Source organism: Rubrivivax gelatinosus IL144 (assembly GCF_000284255.1).
In the GTDB taxonomy this organism is placed as follows: domain Bacteria; phylum Pseudomonadota; class Gammaproteobacteria; order Burkholderiales; family Burkholderiaceae_C; genus Rubrivivax; species Rubrivivax gelatinosus_A.
On the sequence record NC_017075.1, the window covers coordinates 4,521,806 to 4,542,830 of the forward strand.

Annotated in this window: 18 protein-coding genes; 15 read left to right on the top strand and 3 right to left on the bottom strand. The window is 70.6% G+C overall.

Translation table 11 applies throughout. From position 1 onward, the window contains the following. Positions 1 to 22: 22 nt before the first annotated feature. The 15 genes from RGE_RS20540 (at position 23) to RGE_RS20610 (ending at position 15,739) form a co-directional block, all read left to right on the top strand. Positions 23 to 2,008, top strand: a complete 1,986-nt coding sequence (locus RGE_RS20540) for an alpha/beta hydrolase family protein (protein ID WP_014430400.1) — start codon at positions 23 to 25, stop codon at positions 2,006 to 2,008. Positions 2,009 to 2,064: 56 nt separating this feature from the next. Next, positions 2,065 to 3,423 (top strand): UDP-N-acetylmuramate:L-alanyl-gamma-D-glutamyl-meso-diaminopimelate ligase, encoded by a 1,359-nt coding sequence (gene mpl, locus RGE_RS20545; RefSeq protein ID WP_014430401.1) that lies wholly within the window; start codon positions 2,065 to 2,067, stop codon positions 3,421 to 3,423. Next, a complete protein-coding gene (locus RGE_RS20550) occupies positions 3,420 to 4,010 on the top strand; it encodes a YqiA/YcfP family alpha/beta fold hydrolase (RefSeq protein ID WP_014430402.1) in 591 nt (196 codons plus the stop codon). Before mpl ends, RGE_RS20550 begins: the two co-directional genes overlap by 4 nt. After that, positions 4,001 to 4,711, top strand: coding sequence for a beta-ketoacyl-ACP reductase (locus RGE_RS20555; RefSeq protein WP_014430403.1), 711 nt, complete (start codon positions 4,001 to 4,003; stop codon positions 4,709 to 4,711). The genes RGE_RS20550 and RGE_RS20555 overlap by 10 nt, the downstream gene beginning before the upstream one ends. Before the next feature lie 408 nt (positions 4,712 to 5,119). Continuing rightward, positions 5,120 to 7,135, top strand: a complete 2,016-nt coding sequence (locus RGE_RS20560) for a ribonuclease catalytic domain-containing protein (RefSeq protein ID WP_014430404.1) — start codon at positions 5,120 to 5,122, stop codon at positions 7,133 to 7,135. Then, positions 7,122 to 7,994 (top strand): energy transducer TonB, encoded by an 873-nt coding sequence (locus tag RGE_RS20565; protein WP_014430405.1) that lies wholly within the window; start codon positions 7,122 to 7,124, stop codon positions 7,992 to 7,994. The genes RGE_RS20560 and RGE_RS20565 overlap by 14 nt, the downstream gene beginning before the upstream one ends. 14 nt (positions 7,995 to 8,008) lie before the next feature. Further along, the gene (aroE, locus tag RGE_RS20570; RefSeq protein WP_043784343.1) at positions 8,009 to 8,854 is read left to right on the top strand and encodes a shikimate dehydrogenase; all 846 of its coding nucleotides are present in this window, start codon (positions 8,009 to 8,011) and stop codon (positions 8,852 to 8,854) included. After that, positions 8,851 to 9,567: a monofunctional biosynthetic peptidoglycan transglycosylase gene (gene mtgA / locus RGE_RS20575; RefSeq protein ID WP_014430407.1), complete on the top strand. Its 717-nt coding sequence runs from the start codon at positions 8,851 to 8,853 to the stop codon at positions 9,565 to 9,567. The genes aroE and mtgA overlap by 4 nt, the downstream gene beginning before the upstream one ends. After that, positions 9,564 to 10,160 (top strand): hypothetical protein, encoded by a 597-nt coding sequence (locus tag RGE_RS20580; protein WP_014430408.1) that lies wholly within the window; start codon positions 9,564 to 9,566, stop codon positions 10,158 to 10,160. Before mtgA ends, RGE_RS20580 begins: the two co-directional genes overlap by 4 nt. Further along, entirely contained in the window at positions 10,157 to 10,651 is a 495-nt protein-coding gene (locus RGE_RS20585) for a TlpA family protein disulfide reductase (protein ID WP_014430409.1), read from the top strand. Before RGE_RS20580 ends, RGE_RS20585 begins: the two co-directional genes overlap by 4 nt. A gap of 277 nt (positions 10,652 to 10,928) precedes the next feature. Further along, positions 10,929 to 11,381, top strand: a complete 453-nt coding sequence (accB, locus tag RGE_RS20590) for an acetyl-CoA carboxylase biotin carboxyl carrier protein (RefSeq protein ID WP_014430410.1) — start codon at positions 10,929 to 10,931, stop codon at positions 11,379 to 11,381. An 11-nt stretch (positions 11,382 to 11,392) separates the two neighbouring features. Next, positions 11,393 to 12,742: an acetyl-CoA carboxylase biotin carboxylase subunit gene (accC, locus tag RGE_RS20595; protein WP_014430411.1), complete on the top strand. Its 1,350-nt coding sequence runs from the start codon at positions 11,393 to 11,395 to the stop codon at positions 12,740 to 12,742. A gap of 109 nt (positions 12,743 to 12,851) precedes the next feature. Then, entirely contained in the window at positions 12,852 to 13,742 is an 891-nt protein-coding gene (gene prmA / locus RGE_RS20600; RefSeq protein ID WP_043785888.1) for a 50S ribosomal protein L11 methyltransferase, read from the top strand. Between the two features lie 7 nt (positions 13,743 to 13,749). Beyond that, the gene (locus RGE_RS24350) at positions 13,750 to 14,793 is read left to right on the top strand and encodes a zinc-ribbon and DUF3426 domain-containing protein (RefSeq protein WP_014430413.1); all 1,044 of its coding nucleotides are present in this window, start codon (positions 13,750 to 13,752) and stop codon (positions 14,791 to 14,793) included. 40 nt (positions 14,794 to 14,833) lie between these two features. Next, the gene (locus RGE_RS20610; protein WP_014430414.1) at positions 14,834 to 15,739 is read left to right on the top strand and encodes a carbohydrate kinase family protein; all 906 of its coding nucleotides are present in this window, start codon (positions 14,834 to 14,836) and stop codon (positions 15,737 to 15,739) included. A gap of 85 nt (positions 15,740 to 15,824) precedes the next feature. Here the strand turns inward: RGE_RS20610 and RGE_RS20615 are convergent, their stop codons facing one another. The 3 genes from RGE_RS20615 to RGE_RS20625 form a co-directional block, all read right to left on the bottom strand. Further along, entirely contained in the window at positions 15,825 to 16,403 is a 579-nt protein-coding gene (locus RGE_RS20615; RefSeq protein ID WP_043785891.1) for a hypothetical protein, read from the bottom strand. A 256-nt stretch (positions 16,404 to 16,659) separates the two neighbouring features. Continuing rightward, a complete protein-coding gene (locus RGE_RS20620; protein ID WP_014430416.1) occupies positions 16,660 to 17,817 on the bottom strand; it encodes a ribonucleotide-diphosphate reductase subunit beta in 1,158 nt (385 codons plus the stop codon). 133 nt (positions 17,818 to 17,950) lie between these two features. Then, positions 17,951 to 20,806 carry a ribonucleoside-diphosphate reductase subunit alpha gene (locus tag RGE_RS20625; RefSeq protein WP_014430417.1) on the bottom strand — a complete coding sequence of 952 codons (2,856 nt, stop codon included), beginning with the start codon at positions 20,804 to 20,806 and terminating at the stop codon, positions 17,951 to 17,953. Between the last annotated feature and the right edge of the window lie 219 nt (positions 20,807 to 21,025).

Consider the following 21,025-nt stretch of genomic DNA (forward strand, 5'->3'; position numbering starts at 1 on the left):
GCCCGATCAGGGAGTGTGTTCAATGCGATTGCTACACGGGACCGGCCGCTGGATCGGCCGCCTCTTCGTCGCCTGCCTGCTGGGCAGCGCCTTGTCGGCCCAGGCCGTCGATCCCACGGCCTACGTCGCGCAGGCCCAGTTCTCCGCCGCCAAGCTGTCCCCGTCGGGCAACCGGCTGGCGCTGGTGCTGCACAACGACAAGGGCCGCAACGCCCTGGCGGTGATGGACCTGCCGCCGACCAAGCCGCCGCGCGTGCTGCAGTCCTACGACCGCGCCTCGGTCGATTGGGTGCACTGGGTCAACGACGACCGCATGATCCTGCGCGTCACCGAGTGGGACACCCAGATCCGCGAGAACGGCAGCGCGATCTTCGCCATCGACCACGACGGTCAGGACGAGGTGATGCTGAGCTCGCACAGCTACTCCCGCGGCGCTTCCAAGATCCGCTCGCACGTCCTGTCCTACGCCTGGAACTTCCTGGAAGCCCTGGACGACGGCAGCGCCGACGTCATCATGACCGAGACCAAGTTCGACGCCATGGGCGACCCGAGCGGCGTGCGCCTGGGCCGGGTCAACACCAAGACCGGCGTGATGACGCCCATCGTCCTGGGCGGCGGGATCTCGCTCAACGGCATCGCCTGGGAGTTCGACGTTCACGGCACGCCGCGTGTCGTGCGCGTGCAGTCCAAGGACCGCGACCGGCTGTTCGTGCATCGCGCGGCGAAGGATGCCTGGGAACCGGTCTGGGACCGCAACGTGCTGGACAGCGACACGCTGTCGCCGATCCAGATCGAAGGCGACAAGGACCTCGTCGTCGGGGCGGCGATCGGCGGCGAGACCAACGGCCTGCACGTGCTCGACCTGAGCAAGGGTCAGATCGACCCCGAACCGCTGCTGCGCGTGGCGCGCTACGACGTCGACGGCACGATCGTCGACAAGCGCGCCGGCAAGGTCGTCGGCGCCACCCTGACGGCGGACCGCCCGACCACGGTCTGGTTCAGCGATCGCGTGGCGGCGATCCAGCAGTCCGTCGACAAGGCACTGCCCGACCGCTTCAACCACGTGCGCTGCGGCCGCTGCGACAGCTCGCGCTTCTTCGTCGTGCTGTCGCAGTCCGACCGGAACCCGGGCGAGTTCCTGCTCTACGACGACGAGAAGAAGTCGATCTCGCCGATCGGCAGCGTGCGCCCGGCGATCGACCCGGCGACGCAGGGGCGGCGCAGCTTCCACTGGATCCAGGCGCGCGACGGGCTGGCGATGCCGGTGGTCGTGACGCATCCGGCGGGCCACGACGCCAAGGAAGCCCTGCCCGCCGTCGTGCTGGTGCACGGCGGCCCCTGGGTCCAAGGCGCCAACCGGACCTGGGATGCCTGGGCGCAGTTCCTGGCGGCCAACGGCTGGCGGGTCATCGAGCCGAACTTCCGCGGCACCCTGGGCCTGGGCACCCGCCACTTCACGGCCGGGTTCAAGCAATGGGGCCAGGCGATGCAGGACGACCTGCAGGACGCGGTGCGATGGGCCGCCAAGGAAGGGCTGATCGACGCCAAGCGCGTCTGCATCTTCGGCGCCAGCTACGGCGGCTATGCCGCCCTGATGGGGCCGGTGCGCCACCCGGACACCTATCGCTGTGCCGCCAGCTTCGCCGGCGTCACCGACATCCAGCTGATGTTCACCAGCGCGCGCGCGGACGTGACCCGCAACCAGCTGCACTACGGCATGCCGCAAATGATCGGCGACCCGGACAAGGACGCGGCGATGCTGCGCGCGAACTCGCCGGTCGAGCGCGTCGCCGACATCAAGGTGCCGGTGCTGCTGGCCCAGGGCGGCTACGACCGCCGCGTTCCGAAGCAGCACGCCGACGACTTCGAGGACGCCGCGCGCAAGGCCGGGGTGAAGATCGAACGCCTCGACTATCCCTTCGAGGGCCACGGCTTCGTCGAGCTGGAAAGCCAGGTCGACTTCATGAATCGCCTCGCGGCCTTCCTGAAGCGTTCGCTGGAACCCTGACGCCCAGGCGTCAGGCCGCGGCCGGCCCTCCGGGGCCGGCTGCCTAGAATGCCCGGATGCATCTCCACATCCTCGGCATCTGCGGCACCTTCATGGGCGGCATCGCCGCCCTCGCCCGCGAAGCCGGCCACCGCGTGACCGGCTGCGACGCCAACGTCTACCCGCCGATGAGCGACCAGCTGCGCTCGCTCGGCATCGAGCTGATCGAAGGTTTCGGTGCCGAGCAGCTGGCGCTGAAACCCGACGTCTTCGTCGTCGGCAACGTCGTCACGCGCGGCAACCCGCTGATGGAAGCCGTGCTCGACGCCGGCGCCGCCTACACCAGCGGGCCGCAGTGGCTGGCCGAGAACGTGCTCTTCGGCCGCCACGTGCTGGCCGTCGCCGGCACGCACGGCAAGACGACGACGACCTCGATGCTGGCCTGGATCCTCGAGCAGGCCGGGCTGGAGCCGGGTTTCCTGGTCGGCGGCGTGCCGCTGAACTTCGGCGTCTCGGCGCGCCTGGGCGGCGGCCGGTTCTTCGTCATCGAGGCTGACGAGTACGACACGGCGCTCTTCGACAAGCGCAGCAAGTTCGTGCACTACCGGCCGCGCACGGCGATCCTGAACAACCTCGAGCACGACCACGCCGACATCTTCCCGGACCTGGCGGCGATCGAGACCCAGTTCCACCACCTCGTGCGCACCGTGCCGGCCAGCGGCCGGCTGGTCGTCAACGCGCGCGACGAGGCGCTGCAGCGTGTGCTGCAACGCGGTTGCTGGAGCGAGGTGCAGCGTTTCGGGCCGAAGCGAGAGGAGCCCGGCGCGCTGCGTGCACGCGGCGAGCCGCACGCCTTCGACGTGCTTCGCGGCAGCCTGAAGATCGGCCGCGTCGAATGGGCGCTGCTGGGCGAGCACAACCAGCTCAACGCGCTGGCGGGGATCGCCGCCGCCGAGCACGCCGGCGTCGCGCCCGAGACCGCGGCGGCTGCGCTGGCGAGCTTCCAGAACGTGCGCCGGCGGCTGGAGCTGCGCGGCGAGGCCGGCGGCGTCAAGGTCTACGACGACTTCGCCCACCACCCGACGGCGATGCGCACGACGATCGACGGCCTGCGCCGCAAGGTCGGCGCAGCGCGCATCCTGGCCGTCTTCGAGCCGCGCTCGAACACGATGAAGCTCGGCACGATGAAGGCCCAGCTGCCCTGGGCGCTGGAAGACGCCGACCTCGCCTTCGGCCTGCAGGGCGACTGGGGCTGGAGCGTCAAGGAAGCGCTGGCGCCGCTGGGCGCCAAGGCAGCGACGGCCGACACGGTGGACGCGCTGGTGGCCGCGATCGCACGCGCCGCGCGGCCCGGCGACCAGGTCGTCTGCATGAGCAACGGCGGCTTCGGCGGCATCCACGGCAAGCTGCTGGCGGCGCTGCAGGGCCATCAGTGAGCGGCGCGCCGACCCACCTGCTGTATCTGCACGGCTTCCGCTCCTCGCCGCAGTCGGCGAAGGCGCGGCGCGTCGGCGCCTGGCTGGCCGAGCACCGCCCGGAGCTGAAGTTCTGGAGCCCGCAGCTGCCGCCGTCGCCGCGTGCCGCGGTGGCGATGCTGCTCGAGGGCACGGCCGACTGGCCGGCGACCTCGGTCGTGGTCGGCAGCTCGCTCGGCGGCTTCTACGCCACCGCGGTCGCCGAGGCACGCGGCTGGACGGCCGGCGTGCTGAACCCGGCCGTCGACCCGGCGCGCGACCTCGCGGCCTACATCGGCGAGAACAAGCAGTTCCACAAGCCGGAGGAGAGCTTCTTCTTCCTGCCCGAGTACGTCGACGAGCTGCGTGCGCTGCGCCCGCCGGCGATCACCCGGCCCGAGCGCTACTTCGCCGTCGTCGCCACCGGCGACGAGCTGCTGGACTGGCGCGAGATGCACGCGCGCTATGCCGGCGCGACGATCCGCCTCGTCGAGGGCAGCGACCACGCGCTCTCGGACTTCGACGAGCACCTTCCCCACCTGCTGAGGTATCTGCGGCTATGCGATTGAAGGACAAGGTCTGCATCGTCACCGGCGCGGCGCAAGGCATCGGCGCGGCCACCGTCGCCAAGTTCGCGGCCGAAGGCGCCGTCGTCGTCGCCTGCGACCGGCGCGCCGACGCCGTGCCCGGCGCCGCCGAGAGCCTGGCGGTCGACGTGACCGTGCGCGCCCAGGTCGACGCGATGGTCGCCGCGGTGAAGGCGAAATACGGCCGCATCGACGTGCTGGTCAACAACGCCGGCATCACGCGCGACGCGCGGCTGGTGAAGATGAGCGAGGAGCAGTTCGACGCCGTCATCGACGTCAACCTGCGAGGCGTCTTCCACTGCGCGCAGGCGGTGGCGCCGATCATGATCGAGCAGGGCTCGGGCGTGATCCTCAACGCCAGCAGCGTCGTCGGCATCTACGGCAACTTCGGCCAGACCAATTACGCCGCGTCCAAGTTCGGCGTCATCGGCTTCACCAAGACCTGGAGCCGCGAGCTCGGCCCCAAGGGCGTGCGCGTCAACGCCGTCGCCCCGGGCTTCGTCGCGACGCCGATCCTGGAGACGATCCCGGCCAAGGTGCTGGAGCACATGCGCGAGCAGGTGCCGCTGCAGCGCCTGGGCCGGCCCGAGGAGATCGCCGCCGTCTACGCCTTCCTGGCCAGCGACGAGGCCAGCTATGTCAACGGTGCGGTGCTGGAAGTCTCGGGCGGGATGACGGTGTAGCGGGCTACACGCACGGTTTTCGCGCCAGCGGCGGCGCGAGGCCGGCCGACGGGGCGTGTCCCTGCGTTCATGTCCCCCGCCCCGGCCGGGGGCCGGGTCTCCTCCTTTACTTCACTCCGGGACACGCCCCGCCGACCGGCCCGAACCGGCTGTTGCACACCGCACGCCAGCTGCCCGACGCCTCGGCGGTGCCGGCCGCGGACGCCGGGCGGCCGGATCGCGGAAGTATCAGGAGGAGGCCGGGCGCAGCCCGGCCGGGGGACATGGAGCGAGCCGGCTGCCCGGTGTCCGTGGCCCGCCTCGGCAGCAGCAACGCCAGTGGCCAGCCGTGCACACAGGACATGACACCGATCGAAACCCGGCAATCCGGCGAGCCCGGCGCCCCGGCCGCTGGTGGACAATCGCCCGGTGACTTATGCCCTGTTCGACGACGCCGGGAAATTCCACGCCGGCCGCGTGATGTCCGAAGCCGAGAGCTCGATGCAGATCGAGCTCGATTCCGGCAAACGCGTGAAGGTGAAGGCGGCCAACGTGCTGCTGCGCTTCGAGAAGCCGGCCCCGGCCGAGCTGATCGCCCAGGCGCAGGCGCTGGCGGCGGAAATCGACCTCGACCTCGCCTGGGAGTTCGCGCCGGAAGGTGAGTTCGGTTTCGCCGACCTGGCACGCGACTATTTCGAAGCCTCGGCAGGCCCCGACAAGCAGGCCGCGGCGCTGTTCCGATTGTTCGAGGCGCCGCACTACTTCCGCCGCCTCGGCAAGGGCCTGTTCCGCAAGGCGCCCGAGGAGACGGTGAAGGCGGCGCTGCTGGGCATCGAGCGCAAGAAGCAGCTCGCGGCGCAGATCGAGGCCTGGGCCGGCGAGATCGCCGCCGGCGAGTGCCCGCCGCCGGTGCGCGAGCAGCTCTACCGCATCCTCTTCAAGCCCGACAAGAACGCGCCCGAGTACAAGGCCGTCGTCGAGGCCGCCAAGCGCACCCAGCGCGCGCCGCTGGACCTGCTGAAGGACGCCGGCGCGATCGACAGCCCCTACCAGTTCCACTGGCGGCGCTTCCTGTTCGAGACCTTCCCGCAGGGCACCGGCTTCCCGGCGCTGGCCGCGCCGGCGATCAAGGACGAGCTGCCGCTGGCCGCCGTGCAGGCCTTCTCGATCGACGACTCGCAGACGACCGAGATCGACGACGCGCTGTCGATCCAGGGCCTGGGCACCGGCACCGTGGTCTTCGGCGTGCACATCGCCGCGCCGGGCCTGGCGGTGCAGCCCGAGTCGCCGGTCGACAAGGTTGCGCGCGACCGTCTGTCCACCGTCTACATGCCGGGCTGGAAGATCACGATGCTGCCCGACGAGGTCGTGCAGGCCTACACGCTGATCGAAGGCCGCGACTGCCCGGCCGTCAGCCTGTATGCGACGGTCGACGAAACGACCTTCGAGGTGCGTGCCGTCGAGACCAGGCTGGAGCGCGTGCCGATCGTCGCCAACCTGCGCCACGACAAGCTCGACGACGTCATCACCGAGGCGACGCTGGCCGGCGAGGCGCCGGCCGACTACGCCTTCGCCGCCGAACTGGCCTTCTGCTGGCGCTTCGCGAAGGCGCTGAAGGCGGCGCGCGAAATCGTGCGCGGCAAGCCCGAGAACTTCAACCGCCCGGACTACAACTTCCGCCTCGAAGGCAACGTCGCCGAGCCGGACGGCAGCGAGCGTGTGCAGATCACGACCCGGCAGCGCGGCGCGCCGCTGGACCTGATCGTCTCCGAAGCGATGATCCTGGCCAACAGCCGCTGGGGCGGCTGGCTGGCCGAATGCGGCGTGCCCGGCATCTACCGCAGCCAGGCCAGCCTGCTGCCGGGCATCAAGGTGCGCATGGGCACCAAGCCGGCGCCGCACGCCGGCATGGGTGTGGCGCAGTACACCTGGGCCACGTCGCCGCTGCGGCGCTACGTCGACCTCGTCAACCAGTGGCAGATCATCGCCTGCGCGCGCCACGGCCGCACCGCGGCGCTGGCGGCGCCCTTCCGGCCCAAGGACGCGTCGCTGTTCTCGATCATCTCGGGCTTCGACGCCGCCTACTCGGCCTACAACGACTTCCAGCACGGCATCGAGCGTTTCTGGACGCTGCGCTGGATCGAGCAGAACGGCGTCACCGAACTCGAGGCCGCGGTGATGAAAGGCGGGCTGGTGCGCGCGGAGACGCTGCCGCTGGTCTTCCGCGTGCCCGGCACCGAGGACTGGCCGCGCGGCGCGCGGCTGCGTGCACGCGTCGCCGGCATCGACCTGCTGACGCTGGACCTGCACGCCTCGCTCGTCGCACGCATCGAGGACGAACCGCCCGAAGCGGTGGCCGAGGTCGACGACGAAGCCGAGGCCGTCGGCCCGCTGACGCTGGCCATCGACGTCAACGACGCCCCTGCCGGAGATGCCGCCGCTTAAGTTCGACGCGCTGGCCAGGCTGTCGGCGCTGCAATGGGCGCTGCTGGCGTCCGTCGCCGTGCACGGCGTGCTGCTGACGGTGCGCTTCGTCGACCCGGAGGCCTTCAACCGCGTGTTCCGCGACACGCCGCTGGACGTCATCCTCGTCAACGCACGCTCCAACGAGGAGCCGACCGAAGCCCAGGCCATCGCCCAGGTGCGCCTGGCCGGCGGCGGCGACGCGGCGCGCGGCCGCGCGAGCTCGCCGCTGCCGCGCTCGCACCAGACCCAGGCCGGCGACGCCGCCGACGACGCCCGCAAGCGCATCGAGGACCTGCAGGAGCAGCAGCAGCAGTTGCTGGCCCAGATGCGGCGCGAACTCGCCGCGCTGCCGCCGCCGGACCCGCGGCGCGACACCGGCAGCCCGCAGGAGCGCGAGCGCGAGGAGCACCGCCGCCAGCTGCTGCAGATGCTCGCCGAGATCGAGAAGCGCATCAACGAAGAGAACGCGCGCCCGCGCAAGCGCTACATCAGCCCGGCGACACGCGAGGAGGTCTACGCGCTGTATTACGACCTGCTGCGCCGGCGCATCGAGGACCGCGGCACGCGCAACTTCCCCGAACGCAACGGCGTCAAGCTCTACGGCGAGCTGGTGATGAACGTCACCGTCGACGCCGCCGGGCGTGTCGTCGACACCGAGATCGTGCGCCCGAGCAGCTCGCGTGTGCTCGACCAGCAGGCGATGGCCATCGTGCGCGCCGCAGCGCCTTTCGGCCCCTTCACCGCCGCGATGCGCCGCCAGGCCGACCAGATCGTCGTCACCTCGCGCTTCCGCTTCACGCGCGAGGAAGGCCTGGAAACGATTCCGCTCGCCCGCTGAGCCCCGTGACCCGTATGACCGCTCCCGATCGCTACGCTGTGCTCGGCCACCCGGTGGCGCACAGCCAGTCGCCTTTCATCCACGCCGAGTTCGCACGCCAGACCGGCGAGGCCGTCGACTACGGCCGCGTCGAATGCCCGCTCGACGGCTTCGAGGCGACGCTGCGCGCCTTCGCCGCCGGCGGCGCCCGAGGCTGCAACGTCACCGTGCCGTTCAAGTTCGAGGCCCCGCGCCTGGCCGCCCGCGTGACGCCGCGCGCCGCGCTGGCCCAGGCGGCCAACGTGCTGCGTTTCGACGCCGAAGGCTGGAGCGCCGACAACAGCGACGGCATCGGCCTGGTGCGCGACTTGGAACTGCACGCCGGCCAGCCGGTCGCCGGCCAGCGTGTGCTGCTGATCGGCGCCGGCGGTGCCGCCGCCGGCGTGCTGGGGCCGCTGATCGAGGCACGCGCCGCCGCCGTCACCGTCGTCAACCGCACGCCCGGCCGCGCCGCGGCGCTGATCGCACGCCACATGTTGCTGGCCGCCGAACACGGCTGCCAACTCGCCGCCGCCGGGCTGGACGCGCCGGGCACGGCTTACGACATCGTGCTCAACGCCAGCGCCAGCAGCCTGGCCGGCGCGGCGGTGCCGGTGCCGGCCTCGGTGCTCGCGCCGGGCGCACTCGCCGTCGACCTGATGTACGGGCCGGCGGCCGAGCCCTTTCTCGCCTGGGCACGCGCCGCCGGCGCACGCTCGCGCGACGGCCTGGGCATGCTCGTCGAGCAGGCGGCCGAAGCCTTCTGGTTCTGGCGCGGCGTGCGCCCCGAGACGGCGCCGGTGCTGGCCGCGCTGCGCGCGCGCGTGGAGGCCAAGGCGTGAAGCGCCAGGTCTGGCGGCTGGCCGTGCTCGTCGTCGTCTGCGGCCTGGCGCTGCAGGCGTTCTTCGCGCTGCGCGTCGCCGCGATGGCCGTCTTCGATCCGCAGTCCACCGCCTTCCAGCGCAGCGAGGCCTGGCGGCTGCTCGTCGAGCAGCATCGCCTGGACTGGACGCAGGACTGGGTGCCGCGCGAGCGCCTGGGCACGGCGATCCAGCGCGCCGTCATCGCCAGCGAGGACGCCGGCTTCGCCGAACATTCCGGCGTCGAATGGGACGCGATCGAACAGGCCTGGGAGCGCAACCAGCGCGCCGAGGCGCGCTTCGAGGCCGGCCGCGCGAAGACCGCCAAGATCGTCGGCGGCTCGACGATCACCCAGCAGCTGGCCAAGAACCTGCTGCTGTCGGGCGAACGAACAGCCCTGCGCAAGGCTCAGGAGTTCGCGATCACGATGATGCTCGAGGCCTTCCTGTCCAAGCAGCGCATCCTGGAGATCTATCTGAACAACGTCGAATGGGGCGAAGGCGTGTTCGGCGCCCAGGCCGCCGCGCGCCACTACTTCCGCGTCGACGCCCAGCGCATGTCGGCGACGCAGGCGGCGCGCCTGGCGGTCATGCTGCCGGCGCCCAAACGTTTCGAGAAGAAGCCCAACTCGGGCTACGTCGCCGGGCGCGCGCAGACCATCGTCGCGCGCATGGGCGCGGTGGAGCTGCCGTGAGTCACCAGGCCGAGATCGCTGCCGCCGCGGCACGGTTGGTCGTCGAGGACGGCCTGGAGTACGCCGCCGCCAAACGCAAGGCGGCGCGCGACCTGGGTCGCCGCGCCGGCCGCGCCGGCGAGCTGCCGAGCAACGAGGAAGTCGAGGACGAGGTCCGCGCCTATCTGGAGCTGTTCTGCGCCGACACCCAGCCGGCCGAGCTGCGCGCGCTGCGCGAGACGGCGCGCGTCTGGATGCGCCGGCTGGCCGAGTTCCGCCCGCACCTGGCCGGCGCCACCTGGCGCGGCACCGCGACGCGGCGCTCGGCGGTGCTCATCGACCTGTACTGCGACGATTCCAAGGCCGCCGAGATCGCGCTGATCAACGCCGGCGTCGACTACGACGTCGCCAGCATCGAACGCCCGGGCGCACCCGAGACCTCGGTGCTGATCGTCGGCAGCCGCAACGCCGAACTCGGCGAGATCGTCACGCTACAGCTCGTCGTCAACGAACACGACGCGCTGCGCGGTGCGCTGAAACCCGATGCACGCGGGCGCAGCTGGCGCGGCGACCTGGCGGCGCTGGAGCGATTGCTGGCGGAGGACGGCGCATGATCCGCCGCGCCTTGCTGGCCGCCGCGGTGGGCGGCGTCGGCGCCGGGCTGGCCTGGCGCTGGTTCGACGGCCGTCGGCTGGACCCCGGCGAAGAAGCGCTGTGGGCAGCGCGTTACCCGCGCCCGGACGGCAGCGAACTGGCACTGGCCGGGCTGCGCGGCCGGCCGCTGATCGTCAATTTCTGGGCGCCGTGGTGCCCGCCCTGCGTCAAGGAGATGCCGGCGCTGGACCGCTTGCAGCGCCGCCGCAGCGACGTCACCATTCTCGGAATTGCCATTGATCAAGCCGAGCCGGTGCGCCGTTTCCTGGAGCGCAGCCCGATCTCGTTCCCGATCGCGATCGCCGGTTTCGCCGGCATCGGCCTGTCCCAAGGCCTCGGCAACCCGGGCAGCGGGCTGCCGTACACGGTGCTGATGGCGCCGACCGGGCGGCAGATCCGCCACAAGTTCGGCGAAACGACCGAAGCCGAGCTCGAGTCCTGGCTCGCCTGATCGCCACCCCGCCCGCGCGGGCTGTTTTGAGCGATCTTCGATAATTTGCTGCCATCTGCAACCAAATTGGCGTAGAGTCCCGCCGTCTCCGCAAGGCCGCGGGCTCCGCCCCGACGCCCCAAGCGCCTTGCAGATCTGGAAAATAGGCATCAGAAGCGCGCCGATCGACCAGAGATATTGACCGGCCGCAGCCAGCCGGGCCCGACACGGGTTCAGGCTACGCCGCTCACCCAAGTTTCAGTGCGGGACACCCCCGCCCCGTCAGAAGAGGACCGACATGGACCTGAGAAAGCTCAAGACGCTCATCGACCTCGTTTCCGAGTCGAACATTTCCGAACTCGAGATCACCGAAGCCGAGGGCAAGGTCCGCATCGTCAAGGGTGGTGTCGCGACGGTCGCGATGGCGCCGATGGTCGCCGCCGCGCCGGTCGCCGCGCCGGCCCCGGCCGCCGCCGCGCCGGCCGCCGCCGAACCGGCAGCGCCGGCCGAGCCCGAAGGCAAGGTCATCAAGTCGCCGATGGTCGGCACCTTCTACCGTGCCTCCAGCCCGGGCGCCAAGCCCTTCGCCGACGTCGGCCAGCAGATCAAGGAAGGCGAGCCGGTCTGCATCATCGAGGCGATGAAGATCATGAACGAGATCGAAGCCGACTGCTCGGGCCGCATCCTGCGCATCCTGTGCGAGAACGGCCAGCCGGTCGAGTTCGGCCAGCCGCTGTTCATCGTCGAGTAAGCGCGACCGCCGTGTTCAAGAAGATCCTCATTGCGAACCGGGGCGAGATCGCCCTGCGCATCCAGCGGGCCTGTCGCGAGATGGGCATCAAGTCGGTCGTCGTCTATTCCGAAGCCGACCGCGAGGCCAAGTACGTCAAGCTCGCCGACGAGGCGGTCTGCATCGGCCCGGCGCCGTCGGCGCAGAGCTACCTCAACATGCCGGCGATCATCTCGACGGCCGAGGTCACCGACGCCGAGGCGATCCACCCCGGCTACGGCTTCCTGAGCGAGAACGCCGACTTCGCCGAACGTGTCGAGAAGAGCGGCTTCGTCTTCATCGGGCCGACGCCCGAGGCGATCCGCATGATGGGCGACAAGGTGTCGGCCAAGCAGGCGATGATCAGGAACGGCGTGCCCTGCGTGCCCGGCACCGAGGGCGCGCTGCCCGAGGACCCGAAGGAGATCATCCGCCAGGCGCGTGCCATCGGCTACCCGGTGATCATCAAGGCCGCCGGCGGCGGCGGCGGCCGCGGCATGCGTGTCGTGCACACCGAGGCGGCGCTGCTGAACGCCGTGCAGACGACGCGCACCGAAGCCGGTGCCGCCTTCGGCAACCCGGCCGTCTACATGGAGAAGTTCCTGGAGAACCCACGCCACGTGGAGATCCAGATCCTCGCCGACAACTACCGCAACGCGGTGTGGCTCGGCGAGCGCGACTGCTCGATGCAGCGCCGCCACCAGAAGGTCATCGAGGAAGCGCCGGCGCCGAACATCCCGCGGCGCATCGTCGAACGCGTCGGCGAACGCTGCGCGGCCGCCTGCAAGAAGATCGGCTACCGCGGCGCCGGCACCTTCGAGTTCCTCTACGAGAACGGCGAGTTCTATTTCATCGAGATGAACACGCGGGTGCAGGTCGAGCACCCGGTGACCGAACTCGTGACCGGCATCGACATCGTGCAGATGCAGATCCGCATCGCCGCCGGCGAGAAGCTGCCTTTCGCGCAGCGCAACATCCAGCTGCGCGGCCACGCGATCGAGTGCCGGATCAACGCCGAGGACGCCTACAAGTTCACGCCGTCGCCGGGCCGGATCACGACCTGGCACCCGCCGGGCGGCCCCGGCGTGCGCGTCGACTCGCATGCCTACGCCAACTACTACGTGCCGCCGAACTACGACTCGATGATCGGCAAGGTCATCGTGCACGGCGACACGCGCGAGCAGGCGCTGGCCCGCATGCGCAGCGCGCTCAGCGAGACGGTGATCGAAGGCATCCAGACCAACGTCCCGCTGCACCGCGAGCTGATGCTGGACGCCAAGTTCATCGAAGGCGGCACCAGCATCCATTACCTCGAGGGTTGGCTAGCCCAACATAAGAGATGACGGGTCCGACGCCGCCATCAAGCGGCCGCCGCGGAGCCGGCTCTGCCGGGCCGCTGGCGGCGCCCCCCTCGGGGGGGAGCGCCGAAGGCGCTACGGGGAGGGACTCATGATGTACGAGTTGGTCCTGCGCGCCCCCGAGGCGCTGGTGGAAGCCGTCTCCGACGCGCTGTCCGACGACCTGGACGCGCTGTCGGTCTCGGTCGAGGACGCCGACGCCGGCACCGAGGCCGAGCAGGCGCTGTTCGGCGAACCCGGCATGCCGGCGCCGCGGCCGGGCTGGGACCGCTCGACGCTGCGCGCGCTGTTCGAGGACGAAGCCGCGGCCGAACGTGCCGCGACGCTGCTGCTGGCCCAGGACTGGACCGAAGGCCTGTCGCTGCAGGCGCTGGAGCCGGTGGCCGAGCAGGACTGGGTGCGCATCACCCAGTCGCAGTTCGGCCCGGTCGAGATCACGCCCAGCTTCTGGATCGTGCCGAGCTGGCACGAACCGCCGGCGGCGGCCGAACGCGTGATCCGGCTCGACCCGGGGCTGGCCTTCGGCACCGGCACGCACCCGACGACGCGCATGTGCCTGCGCTGGATCGCCGCGCACGCCCGGTCCTGGAGCCGCGTGCTCGACTACGGCTGCGGCTCGGGCATCCTGGCGATCGCCGCGGCGCTGCACGGCGCGGCGGCGGTCGACGCGGTCGACATCGACCCGGCGGCCGTCGACTCGACGCGCGCCAACGCCACGGCCAACGGCGTGATGCTGAACGCCGGGCTGCCCGACGCTGCCGGCGGCGCCTACCCGCTGGTGCTGGCCAACATCCTGGCCACGCCGCTGAAGCTGCTGGCGCCGCTGCTGGCCGGCTTCGTCGCGCCGGGCGGCTCGCTGGTGCTGGCCGGCATCCTGGAGCGCCAGGCCGACGAGCTGAAGGCCGCGTACGCGCCGTTCCTGACCCTCGAAGTGAGCGACCGCGAGGACGGCTGGATCCTGATGACGGCATCGCGCATGGCATGATCGCCGCATGACGCTCGCCGCCCGGTGCCCGTCCTGCGGTACCGTCTTCCGTGTGGTGCAGGACCAGCTTCGGGTCTCCGACGGCTGGGTTCGCTGCGGCCGTTGCGGCGAGGTCTTCAACGCGATACAGAACCTGGTCGACCTCGACGTCGAGACGCCGGTCCCGCCGCCGCAGCGCGATCCGGAGCCGGCGGCGCCGAGCCTGGCGTCCGACCCTCGTGCGCCCTGGGACGTCGAGTTGGAGCTTCCTCCGCCGCCATCCCCGACGCCGGCGTCTGCGGCGCCTGCACCTCCGGCCACAGCGCCGCACGACGAGGCGGCCGACGAGACCCACGCCGAGACGGTGCTGCTGGAACGCACGCCGGAGGACACCGAGCCGGCCTGGGATCTGCCGCCCCCGTCGCCGGCCGGCGAGACCCTGACCGACGCGCCGGATTTCGACGAGCCGCCGGCGCGCAACGCCGAGCTGCCGTTCGACGAACCGGCGCCGCCGCTCGAGGCTCCGGCTCCGGCGCCGGCCGCCCCGGCACCCGAGCCCAAGCCGGCCTTCCTGCGTCACGCCGAGCGCCGCGAGCGCTGGCGCCGGCCGCAGGTGCGCGCCGCACTCGCCGCGGTCTGCGTGCTGGGCACCGTCGGCCTGGTCGCCCAGGCGGCCTACGAATACCGCGACTTCGTCGCCGCCCGCTGGCCGGCCGCCCGTCCCGCGCTCGAGGCGCTGTGCCGGGCGCCGGACTGCACGATCGGCGCCCCGCGTGCGATCGAGGGCCTGAGCGTCGAGAGCAGCGGCCTGGTGCGTGTCGAAGGCACGGCGATGTACCAGCTGCAACTGCTGCTGCGCAACCGCTCGGCGCTGCCGCTGGCGATGCCGTCGCTGGACCTGACGCTGTCCGACAGCCGCGGCGGCATCGTCGCGCGCCGCGTACTAACGCCCGAGCAGGCCGGACTTCGCGTGTCGGCCGTCGCACCGGCGGCCGAAATGCCGATCCAGGTCACGCTGACCACGGCCGGCAAGCCGGTGGCCGGCTATACGATCGAGATCTTCTACCCCTGACCCCGCGCGCCGGTCGCGCGCCATCCCCCCGGAGTTGCCCATGCCCGCGCTGATCTGCGGTTCGCTCGCATTCGACACCATCACGACCTACCCCGGCCGCTTCGCCGAGCAGATCCTGCCGGAGCAGATGCACATCCTGAACCTGTCGTTCCTGGTGCCGACGCTGCGGCGCGAGTTCGGCGGCTGCGCCGGCAACATCGCCTACACGCTGCAGGCACTCGGCGGCGAGTCCGTCGTGATGGCCGCGCTGGGCAGCGACGGCGGCGAGTACCTGACGCGCATGAAGGGCTGGGGCGCCGACACCTCGCTGGTGATGGTCGACGAGGCCTCGTACACGGCGCAGGCGATGATCATCACCGACGTCCAGAACAACCAGATCACCGCCTTCCACCCGGGCGCGATGCAGAACGCGCACCAGGCCAAGGTGCCGGCGCGCGCCGACCTGAAGATCGGCATCATCTCGCCCGACGGCCGCGAGGCGATGGGCGAACACGCCGAGCAGATGCACGCCGCCGGCATCCCGTTCATCTTCGATCCGGGCCAGCAGCTGCCGATGTTCGACGGCCCGGCGCTGCGCCGCATGGTCGAGATCGCGAGCTGGGTGGCGGTCAACGACTACGAAGGCCGCATCCTCTGCGAACGCATCGGCACCGACCTCGCCGGCCTGTCGCGCTCGAACCTCAAGGGCGTCGTCGTGACGCTGGGCGAGCGCGGCTGCGAGATCTGGACCGACGGCGAGCGCCGCGAGGTGCCGGGCGTGGCGGCCCGCGAGGTCGTCGACCCGACCGGCTGCGGCGACTCCTTCCGCGCCGCCCTGCTCTACGGCCTGGAGCGCGGCTGGGACCTGGAACGCTGCGCCGCGCTGGGCAACCGCATCGGCGCGCTGAAGATCGCCAGCAAGGGCGGCCAGAACCACGCCGTCGACCGCGCAGCGCTGGGCCTCTGAGGCCTGCCGCGCAGGCATGAAAAAGCCCGGCCGAGGCCGGGCTCGCGATAAACGCCGGCCGCCCAGAGCGGCCGGTTCGTTTTCGTCAGGGCTTGTTGCCGGTCGGGAACGGCCAGGCGGCCGCCGGGCTCAGCGTCGTCTTCGCGGCGGCCGCGGGAGCTGCGGCAGCAGGCGCAGGCTCGGCCTTCTTCGGCGCCGCCTTCTTCGCCGGCGCGGCCTTCTTGGCGGGCGCCGCGGCCTTCTTCGCCGGGGCAGCCGCCTTCTTGGCCGGCGCCGCGGCCTTCTTCGCCGGAGCGGCCGCCTTCTTGGCCGGCGCCGCGGCCTTCTTCGCCGGGGCAGCCGCCTTCTTGGCCGGCGCCGCAGCCTTCTTCGCCGGGGCCGCCTTCTTGGCCGGCGCCGCGGCCTTCTTCGCCGGAGCCGCCTTCTTGGCCGGAGCCGCAGCCTTCTTCGCCGGGGCCGCCTTCTTGGCCGGCGCCGCGGCCTTCTTCGCTGGGGCCGCCTTCTTGGCCGGCGCCGCAGCCTTCTTGACCGCGGCGGCCTTCTTCGCCGGAGCCGCCTTCTTGGCCGGCGCAGCGGCCTTCTTCTCAGCCACGACCTTCTTGGCCGGAGCCGCCTTCTTTGCCGGCGCAGCCTTCTTCGCCGGCGCCTTCTTCGCAGTTGCCATCACGATCTCCTTGATCAAGTTGCAAAGAGCACCGCGCCGTCATGAGCGGCACGGCAATCCGTCGTCCGGCGTTCTGACGCCCGGCAGGGGCCGGGCACTCGCCCCGGTACGACGAATGGGGCAGCGGCCACGGGGCGGCGCGTCTGGCGGCGCTGCTCCCGGACCGCGGATGTGAAACGTCGCACGGGCCCCGCGAAGGCACCGTGCGACGGCAGCGGGCCGTGGCCCGCCGGGTATCGGAAGCGGCGTTTTCCGCTCAATCCCATGACAGAGCGCCACCGCTCTGGTAGTCGATGACGCGGGTCTCGAAGAAGTTGCGCTCCTTCTTCAGGTCGATCATCTCGCTCATCCACGGGAACGGGTTCTCCTCGTTCGGGAAGAGCGGCTCCAGGCCGATCTGCGTCGCGCGCCGGTTGGCGATGTAGCGCAGGTAGCCCTTGAACATCGAGGCGTTCATGCCGAGCACGCCGCGCGGCATGGTGTCCTCGGCGTAGCGGTACTCGAGCTCGACGGCGCGCTCGAACAGCGCGCGGATCTCGGCCTTGAACGCCGGCGTCCACAGCTGCGGGTTCTCGAGCTTGATCTGGTTGATCAGGTCGATGCCGAAATTGCAGTGCATCGACTCGTCGCGCAGGATGTACTGGTACTGCTCGGCGGCACCGGTCATCTTGTTCTGCCGGCCCAGCGCCAGGATCTGCGTGAAGCCGACGTAGAAGAACAGGCCTTCCATCAGGCAGGCGAAGACGATCAGGCTCTTCAGCAGCGTCTGGTCGTTCTCGGGCGTGCCGGTGGCGAAGGCCGGGTCCATGATCGCGTCGATGAACGGGATCAGGAACTCGTCCTTGTCGCGGATCGCCGCGACCTCGTGATAGGCGTTGAAGATCTCGCCTTCGTCCAGGCCCAGCGACTCGACGATGTACTGGTAGGCGTGGGTGTGGATCGCTTCTTCGAAGGCCTGGCGCAGCAGGAACTGGCGGCACTCGGGCGCGGTGATGTGCCGGTAGGTGCCGAGCACGATGTTGTTGGCGGCCAGCGAGTCGGCGGTGACGAAGAAGCCGAGGTTGCGCTTGACGATGCGGCGCTCGTCTTCGGTCAGGCCGTTCGGGTCCTTCCAGAGCGCGATGTCGCGGCTCATGTTCACTTCCTGCGGCATCCAGTGGTTGGCGCAGGTGGCGAGGTACTTCTCCCAGGCCCACTTGTACTTGAACGGAACCAGCTGGTTCACGTCCGTCTGGCCGTTGATGATGCGCTTGTCGGCGACGTTGACGCGCCGCGTGTTGGCCGTCGTGGCCGGGCGCGAGACCGGCGTGGCATTCGTTGCCGCGACGCTTCGTGCGGCGGTGTCCGACTGGGGCGTCATCGCCACGGGGGCGATCGCCGGGGTGCTGCGAACTTCGTCTTCCCAGACCAGCATGTGTGGACGTCCTGTTCTTGAATTATCGAGGGCTTGCTCGGGATCACCAAGCACTAGTTGACATGGGTACGCATTCGGCGGCTGCATTAGGTGCCGACGAATGCGCACTCCGAGCGTTAGATGCTCCGAAGCCTTACTGGCAGGCTTCGCAATCGGGGTTGTCGATCGAGCAGAAGCGCACGTCGCTCGCCGGCTCGGCCGCCGCCGCCGAGGCGTCGAGACCGCCGTGCTGCGGCACGGCATTCATCGCGCCCGGTGCCACCGTGCTCTTCTCGGCGTGCGTGGCGCTCATCGTGCGCAGGTAGTAGGTGGTCTTCAGGCCGCGCGTCCAGGCGAGCTTGTAGATCTCGTCGAGCTTCTTGCCCGAGGCGCCGGCCATGTAGATGTTCAGCGACTGCGCCTGGTCGATCCACTTCTGGCGCCGCGCCGCGGCCTCGACCAGCCAGCGCGCATCGACCTCGAAGGCGGTGGCGTAGAGCTGCTTGAGCTCGTCGGGCACGCGGTCGATGGCGCGCAGCGAGCCGTCGAAGTGCTTCAGGTCCATCACCATCACGTCGTCCCACAGGCCCAGGCGCTTCAGGTCGCGCACCAGGTACTCGTTGACGACGGTGAACTCGCCCGACAGGTTGCTCTTCACCGAGAGGTTGCCGAAGCAGGGCTCGATCGAGGCGTCGACGCCGATGATGTTGGAGATCGTCGCCGTCGGCGCGATGGCCACGCAGTTGGAGTTGCGCATGCCGTGCGCGGCGATGCGCGCGCGCAGCGCCGCCCAGTCCAGCGTCTCGCTGCGGTCGACCTCGACGTGGCCGCCACGCGCCGCGGCCAGCAGGTCCAGCGTGTCCTGCGGCAGCACGCCGCGGTCCCAGAGCGAGCCGCGGTAGCTGGAGTAGCGGCCACGCTCCTCGGCCAGCTCGCTCGAGGCCCAGTAGGCGTGGTAGCAGAGCGCTTCCATCGAGCGGTCGGCGAACTCGACCGCGGCCTCGCTGGCGTAGGGCAGGCGCAGCTGGTACAGGCAGTCCTGGAAACCCATCAGCCCCAGGCCGACCGGGCGGTGGCGCAGGTTGGCGTCGCGCGCCTTCTTCACCGCGTAGTAGTTGATGTCGATGACGTTGTCGAGCATGCGCATCGCCGTCGACACCGTGCGCTTGAGCTTGGCCTGGTCGATGCCGCCGCCGGCGACGTGCTGGGCGAGGTTGATCGAGCCGAGGTTGCAGACCGCGATCTCGCTGGCGCTGGTGTTCAGCGTGATCTCGGTGCACAGGTTGCTGGAGTGCACGACGCCGACGTGCTGCTGCGGGCTGCGCAGGTTGCAGGCGTCCTTGAAGGTGATCCACGGATGCCCGGTCTCGAAGAGCATCGTCAGCATCTTGCGCCACAGGTCCTTGGCCGGCAGGCGCTTGAACGGGCGCATCTCGCCCTGGTCGGCCTTGCGTTCGTAGGCGACGTAGGCGTCCTCGAAGGCGGCACCGAACTTGTCGTGCAGGTCGGGGCAGCTCGACGGCGAGAACAGCGTCCAGTCGCCGCCTTCCATCACGCGCTTCATGAACAGGTCCGGGATCCAGTTCGCGGTGTTCATGTCGTGCGTGCGCCGGCGGTCGTCACCGGTGTTCTTGCGCAGCTCGAGGAACTCCTCGATGTCCAGGTGCCAGGTCTCCAGATACGCGCAGACCGCGCCCTTCCTCTTGCCGCCCTGGTTGACGGCCACCGCGGTGTCGTTGACGACCTTCAGGAAGGGCACGACGCCCTGGCTCTTGCCGTTGGTGCCCTTGATGTGGCTGCCCAGCGCACGCACCGGGGTCCAGTCGTTGCCCAGGCCGCCGGCGAACTTGGACAGCAGCGCGTTCTCCTTCAGCGCCTCGTAGATGCCTTCCAGGTCGTCGGCCACCGTCGTCAGGTAGCAAGACGACAGCTGCGAACGCCGCGTGCCGCTGTTGAACAGCGTCGGCGTCGAGGACATGAAGTCGAAGCTGGAGAGCACGTCGTAGAACTCGATCGCACGCGCCTCGCGGTCGATCTCATTGAGCGCCAGGCCCATCGCGACGCGCATGAAGAAGGCTTGCGGCAGCTCGATGCGCCGGCCGTCGACGTGCAGGAAGTAGCGGTCGTACAGCGTCTGCAGGCCGAGGTAGTCGAACTGCAGGTCGCGCTCGGGCTTGAGCGCCGCGCCCAGACGCACGAGGTCGAAGCGCTGCAGCTCTTCGTCGAGCAGCTCGGCCTGCACGCCCTGGCGCACGTACTCGGGGAAATACTCGGCGTAGCGTGCGGCCATCGCCTCGGGGCGCACGTCGGCGCCCAGGATCTCGCGGCGGATCGTGTGCAGCAGCAGCCGCGCGGTGGCGCGCGTGTAGGCCGGGTCCTTCTCGATCAGCGTGCGCGCGGCGAGGATCGACGCCTTGTAGACCTCGTCCAGCGGCACCCCGTCGTAGAGGTTGCGGCGGGTCTCGGCGAGGATGGGCTCGGCGCGCACGTCGTCGCCCAGCCCGGCGCAGGCCTGTTCGACCAGCGAACGCAGGCCCTCCAGGTCCAGCGGCACACGCTGGCCGCGATCGACGACGTGCAGCTCGGGCGCTGCCGGCTTGGGCGCGGCGGCCTGGCGCGAACGCTCCTGCGCACGGCGCTCGCGGTAGAGCACGTAGGCGCGTGCGACCTCGTGGTGGCCACCGCGCATCAGGCCGAGTTCGACCTGGTCCTGCACGTCCTCGATGTGGAAGGTGCCGCCGCCCGGGCGCGAACGCACCAGCGCGCGCACCACGCCTTCGGTCAGCTGGTCCACCGTCTCGCGCACGCTGGCCGAGGCCGCGCCCTGCGCGCCGTGCACGGCCAGGAAGGCCTTCATCAGCGCGACCGCGATCTTGTTGGGCTCGAAGGCGACGACCGAGCCGTTGCGGCGGATGATCTGGTAGCCGGTGACGGACGCGGCGGCCGGCGCGGCGGCCTGGCTGCGCACGGGCACGACGGCCTCGGTCGCGGACGACTGGACTGCTTGCATGGGGTTCCCCTGTCGGTGTGTTGGGCGGTGGGCGATGCGCGCCTTCTGCGGGTCGCGGCCGGTGGCGACCACGGCACGAGCCGCGCGTCGCAGCCACCGGGGAAGCGGCCACGACGCCGGAGCACGACGCGAGCAGACACTATATCTAGCGCCGACAAAGCCTGCAACGCACTAGGAATAGCGTTTCGATGCGTGAAATCCCGCACCGCGCGCAGGCCA